This window comes from Bifidobacterium mizhiense, from assembly GCF_020884755.1.
In the GTDB taxonomy this organism is placed as follows: Bacteria; Actinomycetota; Actinomycetes; order Actinomycetales; family Bifidobacteriaceae; genus Bombiscardovia; species Bombiscardovia mizhiensis.
Genome location: NZ_BPWE01000001.1, coordinates 841,793 through 862,713, shown reverse-complemented (window position 1 = coordinate 862,713; position 20,921 = coordinate 841,793). Strand labels below are relative to the sequence as shown.

Annotated in this window: 19 protein-coding genes and 2 pseudogenes; 15 read left to right on the top strand and 6 right to left on the bottom strand. The window is 57.9% G+C overall.

What is annotated here, in order from left to right:
- Positions 1-148 (top strand): annotated as a pseudogene (locus LPC22_RS03670) (carbohydrate ABC transporter permease); the annotation flags it as partial.
- 80 nt (positions 149-228) lie between these two features.
- On the opposite strand, the gene LPC22_RS03665 reads toward LPC22_RS03670, so the two are convergent.
- Together LPC22_RS03665 and LPC22_RS03660 are read right to left on the bottom strand one after the other, a co-directional pair.
- Entirely contained in the window at positions 229-1,269 is a 1,041-nt protein-coding gene (locus LPC22_RS03665; RefSeq protein ID WP_229132337.1) for a LacI family DNA-binding transcriptional regulator, read from the bottom strand.
- A 179-nt stretch (positions 1,270-1,448) separates the two neighbouring features.
- Positions 1,449-3,320 (bottom strand): PfkB family carbohydrate kinase, encoded by a 1,872-nt coding sequence (locus tag LPC22_RS03660; RefSeq protein ID WP_229132231.1) that lies wholly within the window; start codon positions 3,318-3,320, stop codon positions 1,449-1,451.
- 250 nt (positions 3,321-3,570) lie between these two features.
- Between LPC22_RS03660 and LPC22_RS03655 the strand changes: the two are divergent.
- The 14 genes and pseudogenes from LPC22_RS03655 to LPC22_RS03590 form a co-directional block, all read left to right on the top strand.
- A pseudogene (locus LPC22_RS03655) lies at positions 3,571-4,221 on the top strand (ECF transporter S component); the annotation flags it as partial.
- Positions 4,222-4,367: 146 nt separating this feature from the next.
- Positions 4,368-5,186: an energy-coupling factor transporter transmembrane component T gene (locus tag LPC22_RS03650; protein WP_229132218.1), complete on the top strand. Its 819-nt coding sequence runs from the start codon at positions 4,368-4,370 to the stop codon at positions 5,184-5,186.
- Positions 5,183-6,031: an energy-coupling factor ABC transporter ATP-binding protein gene (locus tag LPC22_RS03645; protein WP_229132216.1), complete on the top strand. Its 849-nt coding sequence runs from the start codon at positions 5,183-5,185 to the stop codon at positions 6,029-6,031. Before LPC22_RS03650 ends, LPC22_RS03645 begins: the two co-directional genes overlap by 4 nt.
- Positions 6,028-6,885 (top strand): energy-coupling factor ABC transporter ATP-binding protein, encoded by an 858-nt coding sequence (locus tag LPC22_RS03640; protein WP_229132208.1) that lies wholly within the window; start codon positions 6,028-6,030, stop codon positions 6,883-6,885. Before LPC22_RS03645 ends, LPC22_RS03640 begins: the two co-directional genes overlap by 4 nt.
- A complete protein-coding gene (locus LPC22_RS03635; RefSeq protein WP_229132206.1) occupies positions 6,882-7,805 on the top strand; it encodes a nucleoside hydrolase in 924 nt (307 codons plus the stop codon). The genes LPC22_RS03640 and LPC22_RS03635 overlap by 4 nt, the downstream gene beginning before the upstream one ends.
- Positions 7,806-7,844: 39 nt before the next feature.
- Positions 7,845-9,293 (top strand): MFS transporter, encoded by a 1,449-nt coding sequence (locus LPC22_RS03630; protein WP_229132204.1) that lies wholly within the window; start codon positions 7,845-7,847, stop codon positions 9,291-9,293.
- 65 nt (positions 9,294-9,358) lie between these two features.
- Positions 9,359-9,706, top strand: coding sequence for a hypothetical protein (locus tag LPC22_RS03625; RefSeq protein WP_229132202.1), 348 nt, complete (start codon positions 9,359-9,361; stop codon positions 9,704-9,706).
- A gap of 181 nt (positions 9,707-9,887) precedes the next feature.
- Positions 9,888-10,835, top strand: a complete 948-nt coding sequence (locus LPC22_RS03620; RefSeq protein WP_229132201.1) for a nucleoside hydrolase — start codon at positions 9,888-9,890, stop codon at positions 10,833-10,835.
- 17 nt (positions 10,836-10,852) lie between these two features.
- Positions 10,853-11,512 (top strand): ECF transporter S component, encoded by a 660-nt coding sequence (locus tag LPC22_RS03615; protein ID WP_229132193.1) that lies wholly within the window; start codon positions 10,853-10,855, stop codon positions 11,510-11,512.
- Positions 11,513-11,517: 5 nt separating this feature from the next.
- The gene (locus LPC22_RS03610; protein WP_284143460.1) at positions 11,518-12,276 is read left to right on the top strand and encodes an energy-coupling factor transporter transmembrane component T family protein; all 759 of its coding nucleotides are present in this window, start codon (positions 11,518-11,520) and stop codon (positions 12,274-12,276) included.
- 11 nt (positions 12,277-12,287) lie between these two features.
- A complete protein-coding gene (locus LPC22_RS03605) occupies positions 12,288-13,127 on the top strand; it encodes an energy-coupling factor ABC transporter ATP-binding protein (protein WP_229132189.1) in 840 nt (279 codons plus the stop codon).
- A 3-nt stretch (positions 13,128-13,130) separates the two neighbouring features.
- Positions 13,131-13,949, top strand: coding sequence for an energy-coupling factor ABC transporter ATP-binding protein (locus LPC22_RS03600; RefSeq protein ID WP_229132183.1), 819 nt, complete (start codon positions 13,131-13,133; stop codon positions 13,947-13,949).
- Between the two features lie 388 nt (positions 13,950-14,337).
- Positions 14,338-15,954, top strand: coding sequence for an anthranilate synthase component I family protein (locus tag LPC22_RS03595; protein WP_229132182.1), 1,617 nt, complete (start codon positions 14,338-14,340; stop codon positions 15,952-15,954).
- Positions 15,935-16,510: an anthranilate synthase component II gene (locus LPC22_RS03590; protein ID WP_229132180.1), complete on the top strand. Its 576-nt coding sequence runs from the start codon at positions 15,935-15,937 to the stop codon at positions 16,508-16,510. The genes LPC22_RS03595 and LPC22_RS03590 overlap by 20 nt, the downstream gene beginning before the upstream one ends.
- Positions 16,511-16,747: 237 nt before the next feature.
- Here LPC22_RS03590 and LPC22_RS03585 read toward each other — a convergent pair whose 3' ends face one another.
- The 4 genes from LPC22_RS03585 to LPC22_RS03570 are packed head-to-tail and all read right to left on the bottom strand — an operon-like array spanning position 16,748 to position 20,886.
- Positions 16,748-17,719 (bottom strand): siderophore-interacting protein, encoded by a 972-nt coding sequence (locus tag LPC22_RS03585; RefSeq protein WP_229132178.1) that lies wholly within the window; start codon positions 17,717-17,719, stop codon positions 16,748-16,750.
- 58 nt (positions 17,720-17,777) lie between these two features.
- The gene (locus LPC22_RS03580; protein WP_229132176.1) at positions 17,778-18,770 is read right to left on the bottom strand and encodes an ABC transporter ATP-binding protein; all 993 of its coding nucleotides are present in this window, start codon (positions 18,768-18,770) and stop codon (positions 17,778-17,780) included.
- A 5-nt stretch (positions 18,771-18,775) separates the two neighbouring features.
- Positions 18,776-19,792, bottom strand: coding sequence for a FecCD family ABC transporter permease (locus tag LPC22_RS03575; protein ID WP_229132174.1), 1,017 nt, complete (start codon positions 19,790-19,792; stop codon positions 18,776-18,778).
- 44 nt (positions 19,793-19,836) lie between these two features.
- Positions 19,837-20,886 (bottom strand): FecCD family ABC transporter permease, encoded by a 1,050-nt coding sequence (locus LPC22_RS03570; RefSeq protein ID WP_229132172.1) that lies wholly within the window; start codon positions 20,884-20,886, stop codon positions 19,837-19,839.
- Positions 20,887-20,921 lie beyond the last annotated feature (35 nt).

The window sequence follows — 20,921 nt, the reverse complement described above, 5'->3', positions numbered from 1 at the left end:
GGACCAGGCCAGCACCGCGGGCGGGCAGGCCATCCAGAACCTGGTCATCACCGGCAGCCTGATCACCATCATCCCCCTGGTCATCGCCTTCCTCCTCCTGCAGAAATACTGGCAATCCGGCCTCGCCGCAGGAGCCGTCAAAGAATAACAAAATCTATGGAGTCGTTATATTGGATTCGTCACATGTGATCATGCATCAATAGGGTGAGCTGAAATGCCTGCCTGCTATTAGATAGTGGTGTGACGTTCAACCAGCCGATAGCCAGTTGTTAGAACGTGGACTTTTTCGCTGGAGCCTTCAATGCGTGCGATGAGTTGTTGGACCGCCAGTTGAGCATATTGCATGACATGAGGGTCAACCGTGCTCAGTGGCGGCGAGGAGTAATGGGACTCGCGTGTATTGTCAAAACCGATTACCTGTATTTGTTCCGGTACGGAAATGTGGTGTTTGGACAAAGTAGACAAGGCGCCCAGCGCTAAGGCATCGTTGGCACATATAATGCTTGACGGTATATCTCCTGTTTGTAGCAGCATCTCTGTAGCTCTTTCGCCTTCTGCTTCGATCAATTTACGGACGGGACGAATAATCGTCCAATCAGGTTGTATAGCGTGATCTTGCAGGGCTAATAGATATCCGTGCAGTCTCATATCTGTGTTTCTATCCCGCGTATGACGAAGTCGTTGGGGTATCGGATCAGGATCTTTGGCATCCTGTTCGTATGTTTCGAAAGATGCGCCAATCATTCCTACATGGCCGTCCGAATGTTCGATAAGCCAATTCGTGGCGTAACGTGATGCGTCAACGTTGGGCATCATAACTGCATCCAATTCACCGTCGCCCAGATAGTCGCCTGCCAATACGACAGGATAGTCCTGCTTAAGGTGACGGATGCGTCGCAAAATAGTGGCATCAGCGAAGAAAATCCACCCATCTGCGTTGAGTTGGTAGGTTTCTTTGATGGTCTCTTCAAAATTGTCGCCGAATACGCTTACGACCAGGCCGTACCCTTCTTGATGAGCATATTGTGCTACACAGTCACAGAATAAACTGCAGAACGGCTGATCAAACCGAGGAACAGTGATGCCGATCATCCGGCTATGCCCCGTTCTCAGCATCTGAGCGGGCCGATTGGAATGATATCCCAAGGTAGTTATGACAGACTGCACCCTTTTCTTGGTCTGTTCGCTCATTCGACCGGTTCCGTTAATTACATTGGAAACTGTCTGTTGAGATACCTGTGCTTTGTGAGCTACTTCGCGGATAGTCACCCGGTGCTTCGTCACTTCATCTTCTCCCTACATGGTTGATGATTCGGTGATACTTCCACATTATCTAGAAAGTTCTTGAGGCGAATGATGTGTTGTTCAGAGTATAAGCACACGGGTTTTGTGTTGAAAGGCCAAGTGTATTGGGGCAGATAATCTGACCATACTCGCGTCTGGACTGCTCAATCGATCAGGCCCTCCAGCTGGCGGCGGTTGATCAGAGAGGGAATGACGCCTTCGCGGGCGACGCTGAAGCCGGCGGCCAGATTAGCGATATGGGCGGCTTTGTCCAGGGAACAACCGTTGCACAGGTAGGAGGCCAGGGCGCTGATGAAGGCATCGCTGGCGCCGGTGTCGTCGATTGCTCGGGTCTCGTGGGCTGGGAAGTCCTTGTGTCCGCTGGCAGTGACCAGGGTGCAGCCGTGCTCGCCCCGGGTTATGATGACCTTGCCCACCCCGCCGTCGATGAACTGTTTCGCCTTATCAACCACGGATCCTGGCCCGGGTATCAGGGTGTTCAACTCGTTGAGATTCGGGATCAGGATGTCGATCGAAGACAGGAGGTCCTCGGGCAGGTGGTCGCAGGATGATGGTTTGACGATGGTGGCGGCCTGGTGGCGCTTGGCTGTTCTGCAGGCCTCGGCGACAGTATCCATGGGGATCTCTGTCTGGATCAGGCAGTAGCCGGTGTTTCTGAAGATCTGGTCACGCTCAGTGATGTCATCCGGGGTCAGGGATTCGTTGGCGCCCGCCACCAGGGAAATCATCGACTCGCCCTTGCTGTCGACGAAGATGTAGGCTTTGCCCGTGTCCGCCCCGCTGACCCTGCGCACACCAGCGGCATCCACATGGGCTTGCCTCATAGTTTTGTAAATGTAGTCTGCGGCTGGATCACTGCCGACATTGCCGATCAGGGAGACTTGATGCCGCAGCCTGGCCACGCCTACCGCCTGGTTGGTGGCCTTGCCCCCCGGTGTGGAGGCGAAGTTTCTGGTCGTGGTGGTCATACCGGCCTTGGGCAGGCTAGGAGCGGTCAGGTAGGTGTCCACGTTGATGCTGCCGACCACCACGATCTTCTTGCATTGTTGGTCCGGGGGTCGGCCAATAGTCTTCTCGCCGTCCAGGGCAAAAACATGCTCGAAGGTCTCGCTCGAATCAGACTCATGCTCGATGGCGCGGATGATCCCTCGACACAGATAGGCGCCGAAATCGGCATTGCGCATGACGTAGGACGATATCTCTGGGCTGCCTGGGTAGCGCAGATGCACGTTGGTGTCGTTCATCAGGGAGACCAGGGAGAGGTCCTGGGGCAGGTGGTAATGCATGGATTCAGCGAATTGGAGGAATTCCAGGGCATGGTGGTAGTGGGATGCCACGATTCCGGTGACGTGCCGGTTCTCCAGGACTTGGGTCAGGTCCTCGCCGATGGTTTCCAGGACCATGTCGGTGTGGTACTGGAGGTTATGGTCGAACAAGCAGCGTCGGTAGCCGTGCAGGAAGCTCTGGGTCCGCCTGCCTGGTGAGAGCAGGCAAGCGATGCTGGTGTGGTGGCGATTGATCAGCTCTTCAGTAAGACTGTAAGCAGCCTCCTCGTAGGGCATGAGCGCGGCCCGGTCGTCTCCCAGGGGTCCAATGGTCAGTTCGGGAATTTCGCGTGCCTCGATTTTGCTTTTCAAGGCCAGGCTTGTTTGGTCGATGGGTTCCCAGACCAAGCCATCCACTCGATGCTCCAGGGCGGCCAGAATGTTGCGCTCCTCCTGGTCGTGATCGCCGTAGCTGTTGAAGACCAGGGTGCCGTACCCCGACTTCTGTGCCTGCTGGATGACTCCGTCCAAGGTGGAGTCCATGGAGATGGATGAGCTCAGCAAGACTCCGATTCTCCAGGTGGTGGTGTTGGGCTTGGAGGATCCGTAAGGCGTGTAGTGGTACTTCCTGACCAGCTCAAGGACCCTGTCGCGCGTGGCGGCGGTGATGCTCGCGTCCCTGTGATTCACGATCTTGGAGACTGTCGATGTGGATACGCCGGCAAGCTGGGCAATGTCCTTGATGTTCATGGGATTCCTGTCCTCCTCATCTCTGACGCTCCGGCGAATGGCTTCGTTGGCCTGTTGGATCTAGCGAATCAAGCTTACCCGAGAGAACGTCGTCAGAGGTTTCGCATTTGACACCCCATGCAGCTGTTGATAGTCTCTGTCAATGAAAGTTGTTTACGAAAGTGGTTTCTCAAAGCGGTGATGCGGATCTGGCTGTGAGCGACGGCCATCTGCAGAAATCGACATTCAAGGACCAAAGGCGGTACGGATTATGAGCGCACGATCGTTGTGGAGAGGAATCACTGCTCAATTCTCGACAAAGTCCTTGGTGCTGATACCCATTGCGGTGGGCATCAACCTCATCGGTGGGACCCTGAGCTCCACCCTCAAACTGCCGCTCTTCCTGGATATGATTGGCACCACGGTCATCGCCTGCCTGTCCGGGCCTTGGGTGGCTGCCCTGTGCGGACTGCTGACCAATGTCTTCCTCGCCTTGGTAGCTAATCCGGTTTACCTGCCCTATGCGCTCTCCAGCGTTTTGTGCGGCCTGGTGATCGGATACATGGTCAAGGCCGGGCTCTTCAAACGGATATGGGGAGTCATCCTGGTCTGGCTGGCCTGCGCCCTGGTCAACACGGTCACCGCCTCTCTGATAACCGTGCTCGTCTACGGGGGCGCCACCGGAGTCAATGGCACTTCGGTCCTCACAGCTGCATTGGTGGTGGCTGTGAAGAACATCGTCATTTCGGTGCTCTCCTCCTCAATGCTGGAGAATCTGATCGACAAGGGCATTACCGTCCTGATCGCTTATGTGATCGTGCGTCGAATCCCCAAGCGCTTCCTGAGCCAGTATGCCTTGGACGGCAGCGAGGGCCAGGCAGATTTGGACGATTTGGATGATCTGGATGAGGACGAAGACGAAGATGAACGCGTAGCGGTTGGAGCGTCCAGCCAGAAGAGTTCAGCGCAGCCAGTGAAGGTCGATGTCGCGGCAGAGTCTGATCAGGGCTCCTCGACAGGTGCTCCAGCGAACTTGGACCATGATCGCGCCCAAAGGTCTGAACGCTGATGCCTGGCCCCGCATCGAATGGGATTCCTGATTCCCCGCTGGCCCGCATGCATCCCATGGCCAAGATCGCTGGCGTGTGCTCCTTGGGCCTGGCGACCTTGGTCTGGCCGGACTTTACTCTGGGTCTGGGAATCATCGTCATGCTCTTCCTAGCAGCGGCCTTGGCCCGGGTGCTCCGGCCCTTCTCCGGTGTCGTGCTGGGGTTCGGTATCCCCGTCACGATTATGCTGTTGTTCATACAGGGGTGCTATAGCCCGAGGAACACCAAGGTCATTCTTGACCTGGGGTTCGCCCAACTGGGCCTTGAAGGCAGCCTCTATGCGGCCAAAATCGTAGTAACCCTTTTGGTCTTCCTGGGGTCCTTCTACCTGACCAATAAAACTACCTACATGGGTCGCCTGGTTGCGGCTTTGACACAGATAGGCGTGCCATCGAAGATCGGATACCTGATCCTGGCCAGTCTGAATGTGGTTCCTCAGATGCAGCGCAGGATTGCGGTCATCGAGCAGTCTCAGCATGCACGTGGTCTGGAGACCGGCGGCGGCTTGATTTCCCGGGCGCGGGCCTTCCTGCCCCTGCTCGGACCGGTGGTTCTTTCCTCCCTGACGGATTCGCAGGAGCGCGGGATGACCTTGGAGACCCGCGGATTCGGTATTCGAGGGGTGCGGCAGACCAGCTACCTTAAGGTAGTTTGGCGGCGCAGCGACACCGTGATGACCATCCTGTTCACCGTTTTTCTGGTGCTGGCTCTGGTGCTCGGCTGCCTCGCGCGCACCGACCTGATCACCATGGCCATTCAATGGGGAGGTCGGGCATGACCGAGGTCATACGAGTGGAGGACTTCTCTTTCAGATACCGTGATGCCAATCGAACCACCTTGAAGCGGGTGAGCTTCAACGTGGAGCAGGGTAGCTTCTTCTGCATCGTCGGAGCCAACGGATCTGGCAAATCGACCCTGTGCAACGCCTTGGTCGGTCTGATTCCGCACTATTTCGTGGGCAAATCCAAGGGAAGCGTTCGGATCAAGGACAGGGACGTAGCCACTTCGACCATTGCCGATCTGTCCAGACATGTGGGCCTGGTCTTTCAGAACCCCTTCAATCAGCTCTCCTATACGGCTGGGACCGTGGCAGAGGAACTGGCCTTCGGGCTGGGCAACCATGGGGTTCCACGTGAAACCATGCATGCCAAGGTGGCTCGGGTGGCTGCCCTTATGCATATCGAGGATCTGCTCGACAAGAACCCCTTGGAGCTTTCCGGCGGACAGGTGCAGCGGGTGGCCCTTGGCTCGACCTTGATCATGGAACCGGACATCCTGGTTCTGGACGAATGCACAGCCCAGCTGGACCCGCTTGGCAGCGAGGAGATCTTCGACATTGTCAAGCAGCTCAACCAGGAGGGGATCACCGTAGTAATGGTTGATCACGATATGGAGCGGGTCGCTCGATGCGCCGATCAGGTCATGGTCCTGGGAGCAGGTCGGGTTCGTGCCATGGGCACCCCTGAGGAGGTCTTCACTGATCCCGAGACCATGAAGTGGGGGATTGACATACCGGATTACGTCAGGCTCGGCAGGGGTTTGCAGGACGCAGGATTCGACCTGTCGGATCTGCCCGTACGCGAGGACCAGGCGGTACGCATGATTCGGGAGGCGCTGCGGTGAAGATCGATCTGGAGCATCTGGAGTACGTCTACCCGCATGGCCATCGTGCCCTGGACGGAGTGAATCTGACCCTCGAAGGTGATCAGCCTGTAGCGCTGATCGGTCAGAACGGCGCTGGCAAGACCACCCTGGCCAAACATCTGAACGGCATCCTTAGACCGACCAAGGGTCGCATCTTGATTGACGGCGTCGATCTGGCTACGGCGAACACGGCCCAGTGGGCCCGGAAGGTGGGGTACGTCTTTCAGAATCCCGACGATCAGCTCTTTCTGGACAGTGTGCGCAAGGAATTCGCGTTCGGTCCCCGGCAGCTTGGTTTCGATCAGGATCTGATAGCGCGACGTATGGAGCAGGTTGCTGGGTTGGTGGGTCTGGCGGACCGGTTGGACGATCATCCTTTCGATCTGAGCCCTACCGAGAAGAAATTCTGTGCCATCGGCTCCGTCCTCATGATGGATACGGGTGCCGTAGTCTTCGACGAGCCCACATGCGGACAGGACAAGGCGGGCAATGATCGGCTGGCGGCCATCATCGCCCGTCTTCGGGGCCAAGGCAGACTCTGCATCACCATTTCCCACGACATGAAGTTTGTCGCCCGCAACTTCCCCAGGGTTGTGCTCATGCAGCATGGCCGGGTCCTGCTGGATGGCAGTCGCGAGGAGGTCTTCGCCCGGGACGATGTGCTCGAGCAGGCCTATGTGACGCCTCCGCCCATCACTCGGGTGGCCCGGCAAATCGGCTTGGATGGCCCGATCTTCACCGTCTCTGCCTTTGTCGATGCAGCCTGGCGGGCCAAATCGGGGAGCAGGAATTTGAGTTTGGATACGACAAGAGCAAAAGGAGTGAAGCAATGACCAGACCACTGATCATCGACACGGATCCTGGCATCGATGATGCTGCGGCCATTACGATGCTGGTCGACGAGCCCAGCTTCGACATCAGGCTGATAGCCTCGGTGTCAGGCAATGTGGGCATCGGCCACACCACCAACAATGCCCTGAAGCTGCTGACCTTCCTGGGCAGGCGCATCCCCGTGGCCCGTGGCGCTGCGGCCCCGCTCATGCGTGACAACAGATTCGCCACTGAAGCCCACGGCAAGTCGGGGATGGGGTCATTCGTCTTCCCTGAGCCGGACGCCAGCCTGCTGACCGAGAACAATGCGGTCCTAGAGGAGCGGCGGGTGCTTCTGGAGAGCGATGAGCCAGTCACCATCCTGACCCTGGGCCCTCTGACCAACATCGCCCTGCTGCTGGCCACCTTCCCCGAGGTCAAGGACCGCATCGACCGGATCGTCATGATGGGAGGCTCCACCGGACGCGGCAACATCGGAGTCTATGGCGAGTTCAACATCTCCGTCGATCCTGAAGCTGCCAAGATGGTCTTCCGCAGCGGGCTGCCTGTGACCATGGTTGGTCTGGACATCGGTCGCAAGGCCCATCTGGTCGCCGGAGATCTGGACGATCTGGACGCAGCCGGCGAAGTGGGCGGCATGGTCGCATCCCTCTTCCGGTCCTACGACGGTGGACACATCGAAGAAGGGATCAAGATGTACGATCCTTCGGCCGCTATGGTCCTGCTCCAGCCCGACCTTTTCACCATGCGCGAGGCCTTTGTGGACGTCGAAATCTCCAGCCCGCTCACCCTGGGCGCCACGGTGGTCGATTACGAGGGCATCTTGAGCGACAAGGCCAACGCCAGCGTCTGCGTGGACGTGGATGTGGACGGATTCCGCTCCGCCTTTGTCGACAGGGTCGGCCGAGTTCGCCGTCAGTAGCTTCCGCATTGAGAAGAACCGAAAGGAAATTAAAGAAAAATGAGCGAGTCAACTGTCTCCGAGGAGCAGAAGAACGGCATACCCGTTCCAGAGGAGGGGACTCCGGAGTTCGCGAAAATGAACAAGATGGCCCGAGTGGCCATCCCGGTGGTCCTGATCATCTTTACCCTGGGCGTGCTTCAGCAGCAGGCCTTCGGCATGATCTACGTGAACATCGGCAAGCAGCTGAACCAGACCAATTTGGCTCCGCTGATCACCTCATTGCCCGGCATCATCCTGGGAATCGTATGTGTTATCTACGGCTCCCTGGGAGATTTCGTCTCCCTGAAGAAGATGATGATCCTGGGTACGATCGTCTTCGTGCTGGGGTCGATTCTGGGCTGCTTCGGCACCTTCAGTATCTGGATCGTCATCGCCGCCCGAGTGGTGCAGTCGGCCGGCTGGCAGGTTTCCGGGTCCATCTTCCTGGTTCTGGTCTCTAAGTATGTGGAGAAAAAGAAGCGCGTACTCTGGTACGGTGTCTTTGTCGCAGTCTTCCGCTTTGCCGCTGCCCTGGGTGTCTTCCTGGCCGGCTACATGACTCTGCTTGACTGGCGCTGGCTCTTCGGCGTCGGCATTGTGGCCGTCTTCTTCATTCCCGTCCTGGCCAAGAACCTGCCCGACCAGCATGCCGCTGGTGCCAAGATCGACGGAATCGGCTTCACGCTGATCGGACTGTTCGCCGCTTCGGTGACCATGTTCTTCACCGACATCAACTGGGGCTGGGGCATCGCCTGCATCGTGACCCTGGTGGCCTTCCTGGTCTATGTCAACAAGGCCAGCAACCCCTTCATCACTCCGAAGATGCTGACCAATCCGGCCTTCGCCATGACCATGACCGTTATCTTCGTCGGCTACTTCTTCAGCTACACACTGAATGCTGGCGTCAACGCCATTGGTCTGAACGTGTACGGCATCGACTCCTCCAAGGTTTCCAACCTGCTGGTCTGGTCCATCATCCTGGCTGGCATCATGGGGTTTGCTGCCGGGCCGATCATTCAGAAGATTGGTCGCAAAGCTTCAGTCATCCTGGCTCTGGCCTGCATGGGTGGCGGTCTGATCGCCATCGCCTTCCTGATCCCCGCCGGTAAGATCTGGGCCCTGGCTGTGGCACCCTGCATCTACTACTTCGGCACCTCCTTCTTCTACCAGCCCATCGTTGACACCGCGACCCTGACCGTGGCTCCTGAGGAGTCCGGCCGTGTGCTTGGCTTCAACGACCTGCTCCAGGCCATCACCGGCTCCATCGGTGTCGCCCTCTTCGGCCAGCTCATGGCCAACGGATCCATGGGTTCGGGCAGCCTGGCCGGCACTGCACAGGGCCTGGCTTCGACCTACGCTAACGTCTTCATGATCGGCGGCGTGATCATCCTGCTGGGCTTGGTGCTCTTCATCTGCTCCATGAAGATGATCTACAGCCACTCCCGCGTGGCTGAGGACGAGGACTGATATTCCGAGCTGCTAATTGAGAGAGCCGGGTCCAGGGTTTGCCCCTGGGTCCGGCTTTTGTCAATATGAATGCAGAATCGAAGAAGATTCAGCAAGGTGCATCGGCGGGGATCAGTCAAGGGTTCAAGCGGACTTGCCGGGAAGGACTGGCGATTGCTGAGGATGTAGCCGCAATCGTGTATAACGGTCTCATGGGACAGTCAGGCATGACGGTGCCGACGGCACTATTTGACAAGGACATTCGGTCCTTTGCCATGCCCTCCCATAATCAAGTGAAAAAGCTGACGGACCATGGTCAAAGGGCCACAGACGGTCTTGCACAGAGACTGCATCTGCATACCCCGGTCCATCATCATCACCATCATCATCATTTTGCCAGCCATATGGCTGTCCTGGAGCCTGCACATATCTGAATCCGAGGCCTGAGTCTGAATGGCGGCTTCCGATTAACCGCAAAGGCCAAGCACCAGAACCATCACAGTCAGCAGTAAAAGCAGAGCCCTTTATCCACCCGGCAGAATACAGGCTTCAGGCAGGTCCTGAAGACGAAAGGAGAGGCAGGCACATGAACGATACCGAAGGTTGGCGGTCCAGATGAGCCCTGAACCGATCATTATCGATTGCGATCCCGGCTGCGATGATGCTTTGGCCATCATCCTCGCCTTGCATTCGCAGGAGTGCGACCTTAAGGCCCTATGCACGGTGGCGGGCAATGGAGCGATTGACAATACCACGCGCAATGCCTTGAACATTCTTGCCTTGTGCGGCAGGTCGGACATCCCGGTGTATCGAGGCTGCTCAAGGGCTTTGGACGATAGGCAGCCCGCGACCGTCGAGGCGTTCGGGGATGACGGATTGGGTGGGTATGCACAGTCCATTGCCTCCGACAGCCATGAGCAGTCAAAAGATGCTGTCACTTTTCTGGTGGAATATGTCAACAGCCATCCCGGTGAGATAACGCTCTTCGCTACAGGGCCCTGCACCAATATCGCCTGTGCCATCCGCAGCAGCGCCGAATTTGCCTCCAATCTCAAGCGCCTCATCATCATGGGCGGTGCGAAATATACAGGGAATGTCAGTCCTGTAGCTGAATACAATTTCTGGGCCGACCCGCAAGCAGCCCATGAAGTTCTGCAGGCAGGGATCGCGGATGTGACTGTAATCGGCCTTGATGTCACCAATAAGATTGCGCTCACCTGCGAGATGCGGGAGAGAATCAGGCTGGTCGGCACCAGATTGTCCCGGTTTCTGTATGACATCACCCGCGAGGGCTTGGATGATAACTGGCGGTCCAGGCATAAGGCTGTGGCGCCCATGCATGACGTGCTGACGGTCGCCTACATGCTTGACCCAGACATACTTGAAGTAAGGCCGGCGAATATCGATGTCGTTGTCGATGGTTTGGCCAGAGGACAGTCGATTACCGATATCGATGGGCATTGGCATGAAGGCGAGTGCAACGCAGGATATGCGGCCAGCGTTGATGCCGACCGGTTCTATCATCTGCTGTTCACCACGATTTTTCACGAAGAGATCGAGTAAGCGAGGAAGGGAAAATTATGAAGAAAGCCAACAAGCGAAGCAAATTCTCCTTGATGGTCCTGCTGCTGATACCAGTGGCCATTGCCATCAACATCGTCGGCGGCCAGCTTACTTCGGTGCTGAAGCTGCCACTGGACATGGATACCATCGGCGTCATACTGGTGGGGGCTCTGGTCGGGCCTATTCCGGCTGCAATAACGGGAGTCCTGACCAATCTGATAAACGGGATTTTCGATCCCACCCTGATCCCTTATGCAATCTGTGCCTTCTTCATCGGGCTGGCCGCCGGTCTTCTGGCCAAGTACAACATGATGACCAAGGTATGGAAGCTGATTGTTTCAGGCATCGTTCTTGGGCTTGTCGGCACCATCACAGCTACGCCCATCACTGTTTTCTTCTTTGGCGGTGCATCAGGAGGCGGCGCTTCCATGATTGCTGCCGGCCTTATGGCGACTGGGCAGAAAATACTGACATCCGTATTGTCCGTATACATCGTCACCGAAAGCGCCGGTAAGATTCTTTCGGTCTTCATCGCCTGGCTGATCGTCAAGGCCATTCCGGCCCGTTCACTGATCAAGTACCCCTTTGGCGACAAGTACATAAAGAAGGAGGCTGCGAAGACTACTGGAAAGAGTTCCTCCCGTGATTCCGCTGGCCTGCCGTCTTCGGAGGACTGAGCTGCATGCCTGGTCATAACGTCATTGCCAATCTGTATCCGCTTACGAAGTTTTATATGGCTGTAGTGCTCATGGTCGTGTCTTTCATGCTGCCAGGAATAGCGAGCAAGCTCATCTGTTTCTTGTTCATCAACGCTCTGGCAGCAGCGAGCGGAGTCTGGTCTGTTTTTATCAGAAGAGAGCTGGAAACGGTGGGCGTGCTTTTCCTCATCCTCTTCGTCATTCAAACGCTTTTCTACCCGGATGCAAGACGCATACTGTTCACCTTCTGGATTTTCAGCGTCAAGTACGAGGGCATCATATTTGCCTTGAACCTGGGATTTATGCTCCTGTGCGCCGGTGGAAGCCTTATATGGTTCTTTGCCGTCACCAAGCAGAAGGATTTTGTGCTTTCTCTTGAAAAGGCGGGAATGAGTCCAAAGGCTTCCTATGTGGTGCTTTCCACCTTGCAGATAGTGCCAGTGCTCAGGAGGAAATCCAAGACCATCATGAATGCTCAGAGGGCCCGAGGAGTCGAGACTGAAGGAGGTGTGTTGACTCGTGCCAAGGTGTTTCTCCCGACCATGATTCCGCTGGTCCTCAGTTCGATTGCCGGTACTGAGGAACGCGCGCTCACGCTTGAGGCACGGGGGTTCTCGTCGAGCAGGACTCCTACTCATCTGGAGGACATTAAAGCCACTCCTGCAGATAAGGTGGCCGTGATCCTTATTACGGTCGCATTCGTCGCATTGATCGCCGGAAGGATTGCGCTTTGGCTTATATAGAACTCAAGGATGTGACCTATACCTACCCCTTGGCCGACCGCCCGAGTCTGCGCCATGTAGATCTGAAGATTGAAAAGGGCAGGTTCTATGCGGTCATCGGCGCAAACGGCTCCGGCAAGACTACGCTGTGCAACTTGATTCGTGGGTTCATACCGGAGTTCTACCAGGGTGAGCTGCTTGGAGAAGTTATTTTCGATGGCAAGCCCTTGTCTGAGTATGACAGTGGAGACCTGGCCTGGCGCATCGGGTATATATTCCAGAATCCCTTCAATCAGATCACGGGAGCTCGCGACACCGTATTCGCAGAGATCGCCTATGGCCTGGAAAACATGGGGCTGCCCGTCTGTCAAATCCGGGAACGCGTGAACTCGGTCATGGAGACCACCGGCATCGCCGATCTCAAGGATAAGAACCCCTTCGAGCTTTCCGGAGGCCAGCAGCAAAGGGTTGCCTTCGCCTCTGTGCTGGTTCTGGAGCCTGATGTTTTCGTGATCGATGAGCCGACTTCGCAGTTGGATCCCCGTGAGACCAAGCGTGTGTTTGACATCATCGATGGGATGAAGGCGATGGGGAAAACCATCATACTGGTCGAGCACAAGATGGAACTGGTCGCCAGATACTGCGACGAGGTCATAGTCCTGTCCGATGGCAAATTGATATGCACTGGTGAAAAGCATGACGTCCTGTCGCGTGTCGAACTGCTTGACGACGGTGTGATGTTGCCGCAAGCGGTTCTCCTGGCGGATACTCTGCGCAAGCAAGGCAGGCCAATCCAGGGCAATCCGATCACGTTGTCGGAAATACTACCCATGTTGTCCAAGCAAATCGGCTTTGCCGGAAAGGAGGGCTGAGCATTGCCCATTATCGAATTCCGTGATGTGACTTTCGCCTATCCCAATGGGTACTCGGCTGTCGAGAACCTCAGCTTCTCCGTGGAAGCAGGTGCCAGGATTGCGATCCTAGGGCAGAACGGAGCCGGGAAAACCACCACAGTCAAAATGATGGACGGCCTCCTGCGCCCCTCGTCGGGGAAGGTGTTGATTGACGGGGAAGACACCAGGGAGCACACCACGGCCCAGATGTCCAGAATCGCCGGGTACGTCTTTCAGAATCCCGATGATCAGATCTTCCACAACACTGTTGGCGAGGAGATAGCCTTCGGTCCGAAAATGCTCAAGCTTGATGCGGATACGGTGGAGGAGCAGAGCAAATGGGCCGCGACCATATGCGGGTTGGACGGGCAGATGGAAGAGAACCCCTATGATCTGCCCCTATCGGCCAGGAAGTTCGTGACCATTGCCTCTGTTCTTGCCATGCGCACGAGAATCGTGATTTTAGATGAGCCTACTGCAGGGCAGGATTATCGGGGCCTGAATCGACTCGGCGCCATTCTGGATGAATTGACCGATCGCGGCGTGACCGTAATCGCCATTACCCATGACATGCAATTCGCAGCCGAGCACTTCAGCACCTTCTTCGTCATGGCGCATAAGAAGCTGCTGAGAACAGGCACGGCCGGGGAGATATTCCAGGATCAGGCTCTGCTTGATGAAAGCATGCTTGAGCGGCCTTTTGCCAGCGAGCTTGCCTTGCGGCTGGGTCTTGGAGCGGACATTTGTACTCGGGAAGAGCTGGCAAAGCGTCTGCTGGCTGGCGGCGGCGTGAAACCGTAGGCGGCTGAGTTTTGGCTGTAGCCACGCTTAAGCCGACCTGCTGCTTTCAGAGCGTATTCCATTGATGTGGACTGATTACGTCCGAATTATGGATACTGGTTGGTCGTATGCATATGGGTGCTCTAGCATCGTGGCCATGGAGAAAACGACATCACTGCAGCCTTGGCTGCCCAAGGGTGTCTTCTTCTATGTCGATGCCCGATGGCGTTGATGTTTTAGCCGGTTCTTCTTCTGATTCATATATTTACCTCAGTGTTTGAGGTTGCTTTTTTATTATCTGCGGACATGCTGCCATAGGAAAATCCATATCCATAGCGTACTGAATCGGCGTCAGATGGGGTTTCGATGCCGTTTTCAAGCCGCAGTATCTGACCTAGGACGTGCTCTAATGACTATCAACGTAACTATGGAATCCCGCCAGTTCTCCAGCGACCTCGATGCCCTGGCCATCTACAGGCGGCTGCGAACCAGATATCGGGAGGATCAGCTCTTCCTTCTGGAGTCTCTGAGTGGCCCCGATAAGGATCGGAATCGCTCAGTTATCGGGTTCGAGCCCATGCTAACCCTGAGCGTGACGGACCACGTCATGACCATTGATCCTTTGGGCAATGCTCAGCTGACTGGGTTGCTGGAGCCCTTTGGCCGGATTGAGCAGGAGGTGGTCCACCACCCGGTCCCCGACATCCAGGAGGTCTTTGCAGTGCTGCGGCGGCTGGAATCCTCCTTTGTCATCAGCGGCGACCACGAAGGCCCCTTCGGGATGGGCTGGTTTGGCTACTCCGGATATGACACCATCTTCATGATTGAAGATCTGGAGGAACGCATACCTAGGGACGCGGCCTTGCCGGTCATCTCGTTGACGCTTTATCGGGGAATCATCACTTTGGATCTGAAGGCCGGCGACCACTGCGCTACTTTGATTCATGTCGAAGGGGATACTGCCGAGTGTGACATTCCAGAGCGAGGATCTTCTGTACGGTCTGATGCACAGGCCCAGAATACGGCAATGGAGAGCGATGAACCGGGGCATGGATCCACGTCCTTGGAAGATGTGCTGGGGTTGCTCCAATCCGACGCATCGCCGGGACAATCTCCTGAATCGGATGCTGCCCAGACCGGCATCCAGGGTGGCATTGGGCTGGACTATCCATACGAGGCCCGCGACACGATCGACCGGGACCGTTTCTATCAGTGGTTTGCCAAGGGCAAGGAGCACATAGCCCAGGGCGATGTCTATCAGCTCCAGCTCGGGCATGAGATCCAGGTGGATTCCCGCATTCCGCCCTTTCAGGTCTACCAGCGGTTGCGTCTGCAGGATCCGTCCCCCTATATGTACTACTTCGTGACTCCCCAGGGGGTGCATGTCATCGGAGCCAGCCCCGAGCTCTTTATCGGGCTGACCCCTGATGGTGACATAACCCTGCGGCCCATCGCCGGAACGGTCGGTAACCCTGGAGAAGAAGAGGCCCGCCAGGCGGCCATCAGGCAGCTGACCAGCGACCCCAAGGAGCGGGCCGAGCACCTGATGCTGGTGGATCTGGGACGCAACGACGCAGCCAGGTGCTGCACTCCTGAATCCTTGAAAGTGGACCGGCTGATGAATACTGAGGTCTACTCCCACGTTATTCATATGGTCTCGGATGTGGTCGGCCGGATCCGGCCTGGCCTGGACAAGTACGATGTCTTTTCGGCCGCCTTCCCCGCCGGCACCATGACGGGAACCCCCAAGGTGCGCGCCGTGGAGATCATCGAGGAGACCGAGGTCAGTTCGCGCGGGGTATATGCCGGAGCGGTGGGCTTCCTCGGATTTGACGGTTTGGTTCTGACTGCGCTGTGCATAAGGACGGCCTCCTACCATTCCGGCAGCTATCACTTGCGCGCCTCGGCGGGGATCGTCGAGGACTCCCAGCCTGAGAGCGAGTGGCAGGAGACCATGAAAAAGATGAGTTCGGCCTACCTGGCCATCACCGGAAAGGAGCTGGCCCATGAAAGTCTTGCTGGTTGATGCCTTCGACAGTTTCGTCTATGTGGTCAAGAACTACGTGGACCTGTTGGGCGCCGATACGACCATTGTTCGGGTGAACCACCTTGCCGAGGTGGACCCGCTCACCTTTGACGCGGTCATTCTGGGTCCCGGACCGGGCCGCCCGGAAGACTGCGGCTACCTGGAGCTCTTGGGCCAGGTGGCAGAACGGAAGCCGGTCTTCGGCATCTGTCTGGGCATGCAGGCCATCGCGGTACACGCCGGAGCCCGGGTGGTCAGGGCCTCCAGTCGTCAGCATGGCAAGGTGAGCGGGATAAGAAACGACGGGAAGGGCTGCTTCAAGGGCCTGCCCGATACCTTCGATGTGACCAGATACCATTCCCTGGTTGCCGACGAGGCCTCGGTCAGTCAGGTCGCCGACCTGGAGATCAGCGCGCGCTCGCTTCTGGATGGCTATGTGATGGGTCTGAGGCGGGACCGGTCGCTCATGGAGGGTGTCCAGTTCCACCCTGAGAGCATCGGCAGCCAGTATGGTCACCAGGTGATCGCCAATTTCTTCCAGGAGTACTGCGGCTGATTTGACGGGGACTGTCCCGTCAGGTCCGAACCGGGTTGTTTTCTCCCGCAATACGCCATTTAGCAAGCAAGGCCAGTGATCTCTCTGCGTAAGTCCGGCAAGATGCTGCGGCGGATTCGATTTGGCAGCTCATGACCTGATGCTCACACGATCAGGGGAACTTGTGCGACCGCTCTCTAAACTCACAGGTCAGGAAGGACAAAGGTGGGTGGCCGTCCGTGTGTGAGATTCGGCCGGTCAGGACATCTCGCTGCGGCCCTGGCGCCAATAACCCATGAAAGAGACGCTGCGCCGGTCCATTCCCCGGTCTCTGACCAGCATGCGTCTCAGCTCGCGGACGGTGGCTGCCTCTCCGGCGATCCAGGCATACAGGTCGTCGGCATGAATAGAGGCATCGGCTTGGGCGGCATCGGCAGTCTCCCAGAGCAGCTCTTTGTCGATATCGACCTCTGTGAATTCCTTGGAAGATTCAGCGGTTGCGGCCGTAGGCGAATGGATTGGCAGGTCCTCCAGTAGGTTGCACATGGCTTCGGTGAGGGTGTGCCCATGCCCGGATTCGTCGCAGACCGTCCAGATGACGCGGATTCCTTCGAGCTCGGGCAGCGGAAGACGATCCTCTTCGGTCGGGACTTCGATCAATGCCACCCCGTCGCCCTGCCAGTGGTCGCGGATCAGACTGTCCATTATGGCGGCGATGGCTGGTACCGCCGTCTCGTCGCCCACTAGGAGGAGATGTCTGGATTGCCCTGGATGAAAGTCCATACCTGCGACCGGTCCTCCGGCCTGTGCATTAGGGCCGATGATGATGGCCTGGTCGCCAGGCCTGGCATCCTCTGCGAAGGCTCCAGCCGGTCCGGCATGGTCGTGGATGACGAAGTCCACATCGACTTGCTCGCTCTCGGGCCTGACCTTGCGAACCGTATAGGTGCGCAGGGGATTACGGCTCTCTGCGGGCAGGGTCCTCCACTTTCGGTACCAAGCGAGCGGATCCTCAGGGGTCGCCTCGAAGAAGGAAGGTGGCGGCACGGATCCGTCGGGGAGGGGCAGGAGGATTTTGATTCGCTCATCGTAGCCGCCGTCTGCAAAAATCCTCAGATCCGGTCCCTGGAAGACGATTCGCTTGAAGTGTGGCGAGAGCGTTTCCGCTCTGGCTACGGAGACGCGGAAGGGAATCAAAGGGACAGGCTGATTGTTGGCTTGGTGTTCCATGGCTGGCTCTCTTTCGGTTGGGGTTTATGGGTTGGCCTTGGTGTCAGGTTGTCGTCGTTTAGGTTGTAGCGGCTTGAGACTTTGTGGCTTGAGGTTTTGTGGTTTGGGACGTCGGGGTAAGCGATGTGGGGGCGGGACGAGGGGCTTTACATCTTCGGATTGTTTGATGTCGTCCTGCCAAGTCATCCCAGTGTACGTGCGCATTACGAGCCCCGCCAGAGTGGGCTTCGAGGCAATGGAGGGGCGCCGGGGTCATCAGCGGGGTGCCGGTGGACTCATCCTTCACCACGGTGGACGCGATGTCGAACACCTCCGTGACCAGGTTCTCGGTCATGACCTCGTCGGGAGCGCCCAGTGCGACCCTCCTGCCATCCTTGATGGCCAGGATCCAATCCGAGTATCTGGCGGCCATGTTCAGGTCGTGGAGAACCATGACCACCGTGACGCCCTCCTGCCTGTTCAGGGTGCTCAGCAGGTCAAGCACCTCAAGCTGGTAGGCGATGTCGAGATAAGTGGTCGGCTCGTCAAGAAGGAGTATGTCGGTCTGCTGGGCGAGGGTCAGGGCAATCCAGGCGCGCTGGCGCTGGCCTCCGGACAGGCGGTCGATTGGACACCCCGCCATATCGGTCAGTCCGGTCAGGGCAAGGGCCCGTTCCACCGCCTTTTCGTCCTTGGTCGTCCACCGTTCGACGAAGTGGTGGTGGGGGTATCGGCCGCGAGCGACCAGGTCGGCGATGGTGATGCCGGCGGGGGCTGACGGGTTCTGTGGCAGCAGCCCCAGAATCGTTGCAACCTTGCGGGTGGGGATGCTGGTGATGGGCTCTCCATCCAGCATGACGGCCCCCGAGGCCGGTTTCAGTATCCTGGCCATGGCCTTGAGGAAGGTTGATTTTCCGCACCCGTTGGGTCCGATGATGGACCCCATCGTGTGTGGGGGTATATCCAGACTCAGGTCCTCGATGACCGTACGCCCGCCATAGGTGAGGCGAAGGTGCGAGGCGGTCAGCCTATGCGCGCTGCTCCAGGAGTCGTGTGCCGGGGGTGACGTCATGATGTTCAGAGCTCCTGTCTGCGGGTCATGAGGACCATGATCAGGATGAGGACGGGGCCGCCCACAATGCTGGTGATGATGCCGACCGGCACCTGGGTTGTGGGCAGATGTTGAGCGACGATGTCCGACCCCAGAGCCAGGCAACCCCCCACCAGGCCCGACTGGATAAGGGCCGATGCTCCCCGACCGACCAGGACCGCGGCGATGGGGCCGGAGAGGAACGAAACGAAAGAGATGGGACCGGTGGTCGCCGTTGCGACGGCCAGGAGCAGCACACCCACGATGATCACCTCGAACTGGACACGGCTTACCCTGACTCCCAGTCCGGCGGCCATCTCCGGTCCCAGCTGCAGTGTGCTGACATTCCTGTCGAGTGCCAGCAGGAGCATGGCGCCGACCAGGGTTGTTGTTGCCAGTATGGGTAGATCAGACCACTGGGCATCGGCCAGGCTGCCCGTCAGCCACCGGGTTGCTGCCTGGATGTCCCATTGGTTGCTGCGAACCATGAGCCAGGAACCCAGAGCATTGAACCCTGCGGCCACTCCGATTCCGATCAGTATCAGCCGGGTCGGGTCGAACGAACCGCGCCAGGCCAGGGCTATGACCAGGAGGGCTGTCAGGAGGCCGCCCATGACCGCCAGGCAGGCCAGAGGCATGCCCGACAGGCCCAATACGACAATGCCAAAGATGGCGGCCGTGTTGGCTCCTGCCGTGATGCCGATGATATCCGGGCTGGCCATCATGTTGCGCAGGAGGTGTTGGAAACCAATTCCGGCCATGCCGAATGCGATGCCGGCGGCGCAGCCGATCAGTGCCCTGGGCATGCGGAGTTGGAGAATCACGAATCTGGTCCCTTCGTCTCCCTGCCCCAGAAGTACTCCAATCAGGTCGCTCATGGAGTATGTGCGGTGTCCCAGAACCAGGTCGGACAGCGCGAGAGCAACCAGGAGTATCACAAGCAGGATGGTGACTGCCAGTGAACGAACGGTATGGGTCCGTCGTATCCGTTGCAGGTCGGTCATCGCATCGGGTCTATGCGATTTCTGAAGGAGGCAAGCATCCATGCCTATACCTCCGCGGTTCTTCTGCGCCCGGCCAGAATCACGAATACGGGAGCCCCAATCAGTGCCGTGACGATGCCGACCTCTACATCGGATGGACGGGTGATTATCCTGCCCACCACGTCGGCGCCAACCACCAGAAGGGGGCCGATTAGGATGCTCAGAGCCATGATTCGTCTGTAGTCGGGTCCTATAAGCAGTCGTGCCACATGGGGGACCACCAATCCGACGAAGCCAATCGGACCCGCCAGTGCCGTACAGGAGGCGCAGAGGAGTATCGCCGCAAGCCAGGCCAGGCTGCGGACACGCCCGACGTGCATACCCAGTCCTTCGGCCATCTGGTCACCCAGGGTCAAGGCGTTGATTCCGGGTGTCAGACAGAAGGCGAGTATCAGGCCAAGAGCGAGAAGAGGCAGGACCGGCATCATGAGATCGAACCGGGCGCCGGAGATTCCGCCCACCTGCCAGAAGCGATATGAGCTGATGACATTGATGCGCGGCAGAAGGATGGCGGAGGTAAGAGATCCCAGTACCGAACTGATCACGACACCGGCCAGGGTCAGCCGTAGCGGAGATGGACCGGATGGCCCCAGGGAGCCTATGGCCCAGACGGCCAGTGCGGTCGTCGCACTGCCCAGCAGTCCCACCCAGACATACTGGGCCGGGGTCGATAGGGAGAAGAAGGCTATGGAGCAGACGATCGCCAGGGCCGCCCCCGTATTGAAACCCAGAATCGACGGGTCCGCCAGTGGATTGCGTGATATGCCCTGCATCAGGGTCCCGGCCACCCCGAGCCCGGCACCGACCAGGAGGCCGAGGACGGTGCGGGGGATTCTCAGGCGGATGGCCGAGACCGCGATGTCATCCGAGGAGGCGGACAGGGCGTGGAGGATGTCGGAAGGGCTGACGGAACGGGATCCGAAAACCAGGGACAGGGCGCAGACCATGACCAGGCAGACCGCCAGAATCAGACCGGACAGGACCATGGGTCCGTTTCCGTTGCGATGCATGGTTGCTCGCCGGGTGCCTGGGCGCGGAGTCACTCCCGACCGCATATATGTGCCACCTCCCCCTCTTTCATCCCCTTACC

What these genes read in the sequence shown, in the direction of transcription:
- LPC22_RS03610 (WP_284143460.1), top strand. Translation starts at nt 11,518, where the DNA reads ATGCCTGGTCATAACGTCATTGCCAATCTGTATCCGCTTACGAAGTTT.
- LPC22_RS03580 (WP_229132176.1), bottom strand. Translation starts at nt 18,770, where the DNA reads ATGACGTCACCCCCGGCACACGACTCCTGGAGCAGCGCGCATAGGCTG.
- LPC22_RS03630 (WP_229132204.1), top strand. Translation starts at nt 7,845, where the DNA reads ATGAGCGAGTCAACTGTCTCCGAGGAGCAGAAGAACGGCATACCCGTT.
- LPC22_RS03595 (WP_229132182.1), top strand. Translation starts at nt 14,338, where the DNA reads ATGACTATCAACGTAACTATGGAATCCCGCCAGTTCTCCAGCGACCTC.
- LPC22_RS03650 (WP_229132218.1), top strand. Translation starts at nt 4,368, where the DNA reads ATGCCTGGCCCCGCATCGAATGGGATTCCTGATTCCCCGCTGGCCCGC.
- LPC22_RS03570 (WP_229132172.1), bottom strand. Translation starts at nt 20,886, where the DNA reads ATGCGGTCGGGAGTGACTCCGCGCCCAGGCACCCGGCGAGCAACCATG.
- LPC22_RS03625 (WP_229132202.1), top strand. Translation starts at nt 9,359, where the DNA reads ATGAATGCAGAATCGAAGAAGATTCAGCAAGGTGCATCGGCGGGGATC.
- LPC22_RS03620 (WP_229132201.1), top strand. Translation starts at nt 9,888, where the DNA reads ATGAGCCCTGAACCGATCATTATCGATTGCGATCCCGGCTGCGATGAT.
- LPC22_RS03585 (WP_229132178.1), bottom strand. Translation starts at nt 17,719, where the DNA reads ATGGAACACCAAGCCAACAATCAGCCTGTCCCTTTGATTCCCTTCCGC.
- LPC22_RS03645 (WP_229132216.1), top strand. Translation starts at nt 5,183, where the DNA reads ATGACCGAGGTCATACGAGTGGAGGACTTCTCTTTCAGATACCGTGAT.
- LPC22_RS03635 (WP_229132206.1), top strand. Translation starts at nt 6,882, where the DNA reads ATGACCAGACCACTGATCATCGACACGGATCCTGGCATCGATGATGCT.
- LPC22_RS03660 (WP_229132231.1), bottom strand. Translation starts at nt 3,320, where the DNA reads ATGAACATCAAGGACATTGCCCAGCTTGCCGGCGTATCCACATCGACA.
- LPC22_RS03615 (WP_229132193.1), top strand. Translation starts at nt 10,853, where the DNA reads ATGAAGAAAGCCAACAAGCGAAGCAAATTCTCCTTGATGGTCCTGCTG.
- LPC22_RS03590 (WP_229132180.1), top strand. Translation starts at nt 15,935, where the DNA reads ATGAAAGTCTTGCTGGTTGATGCCTTCGACAGTTTCGTCTATGTGGTC.
- LPC22_RS03575 (WP_229132174.1), bottom strand. Translation starts at nt 19,792, where the DNA reads ATGACCGACCTGCAACGGATACGACGGACCCATACCGTTCGTTCACTG.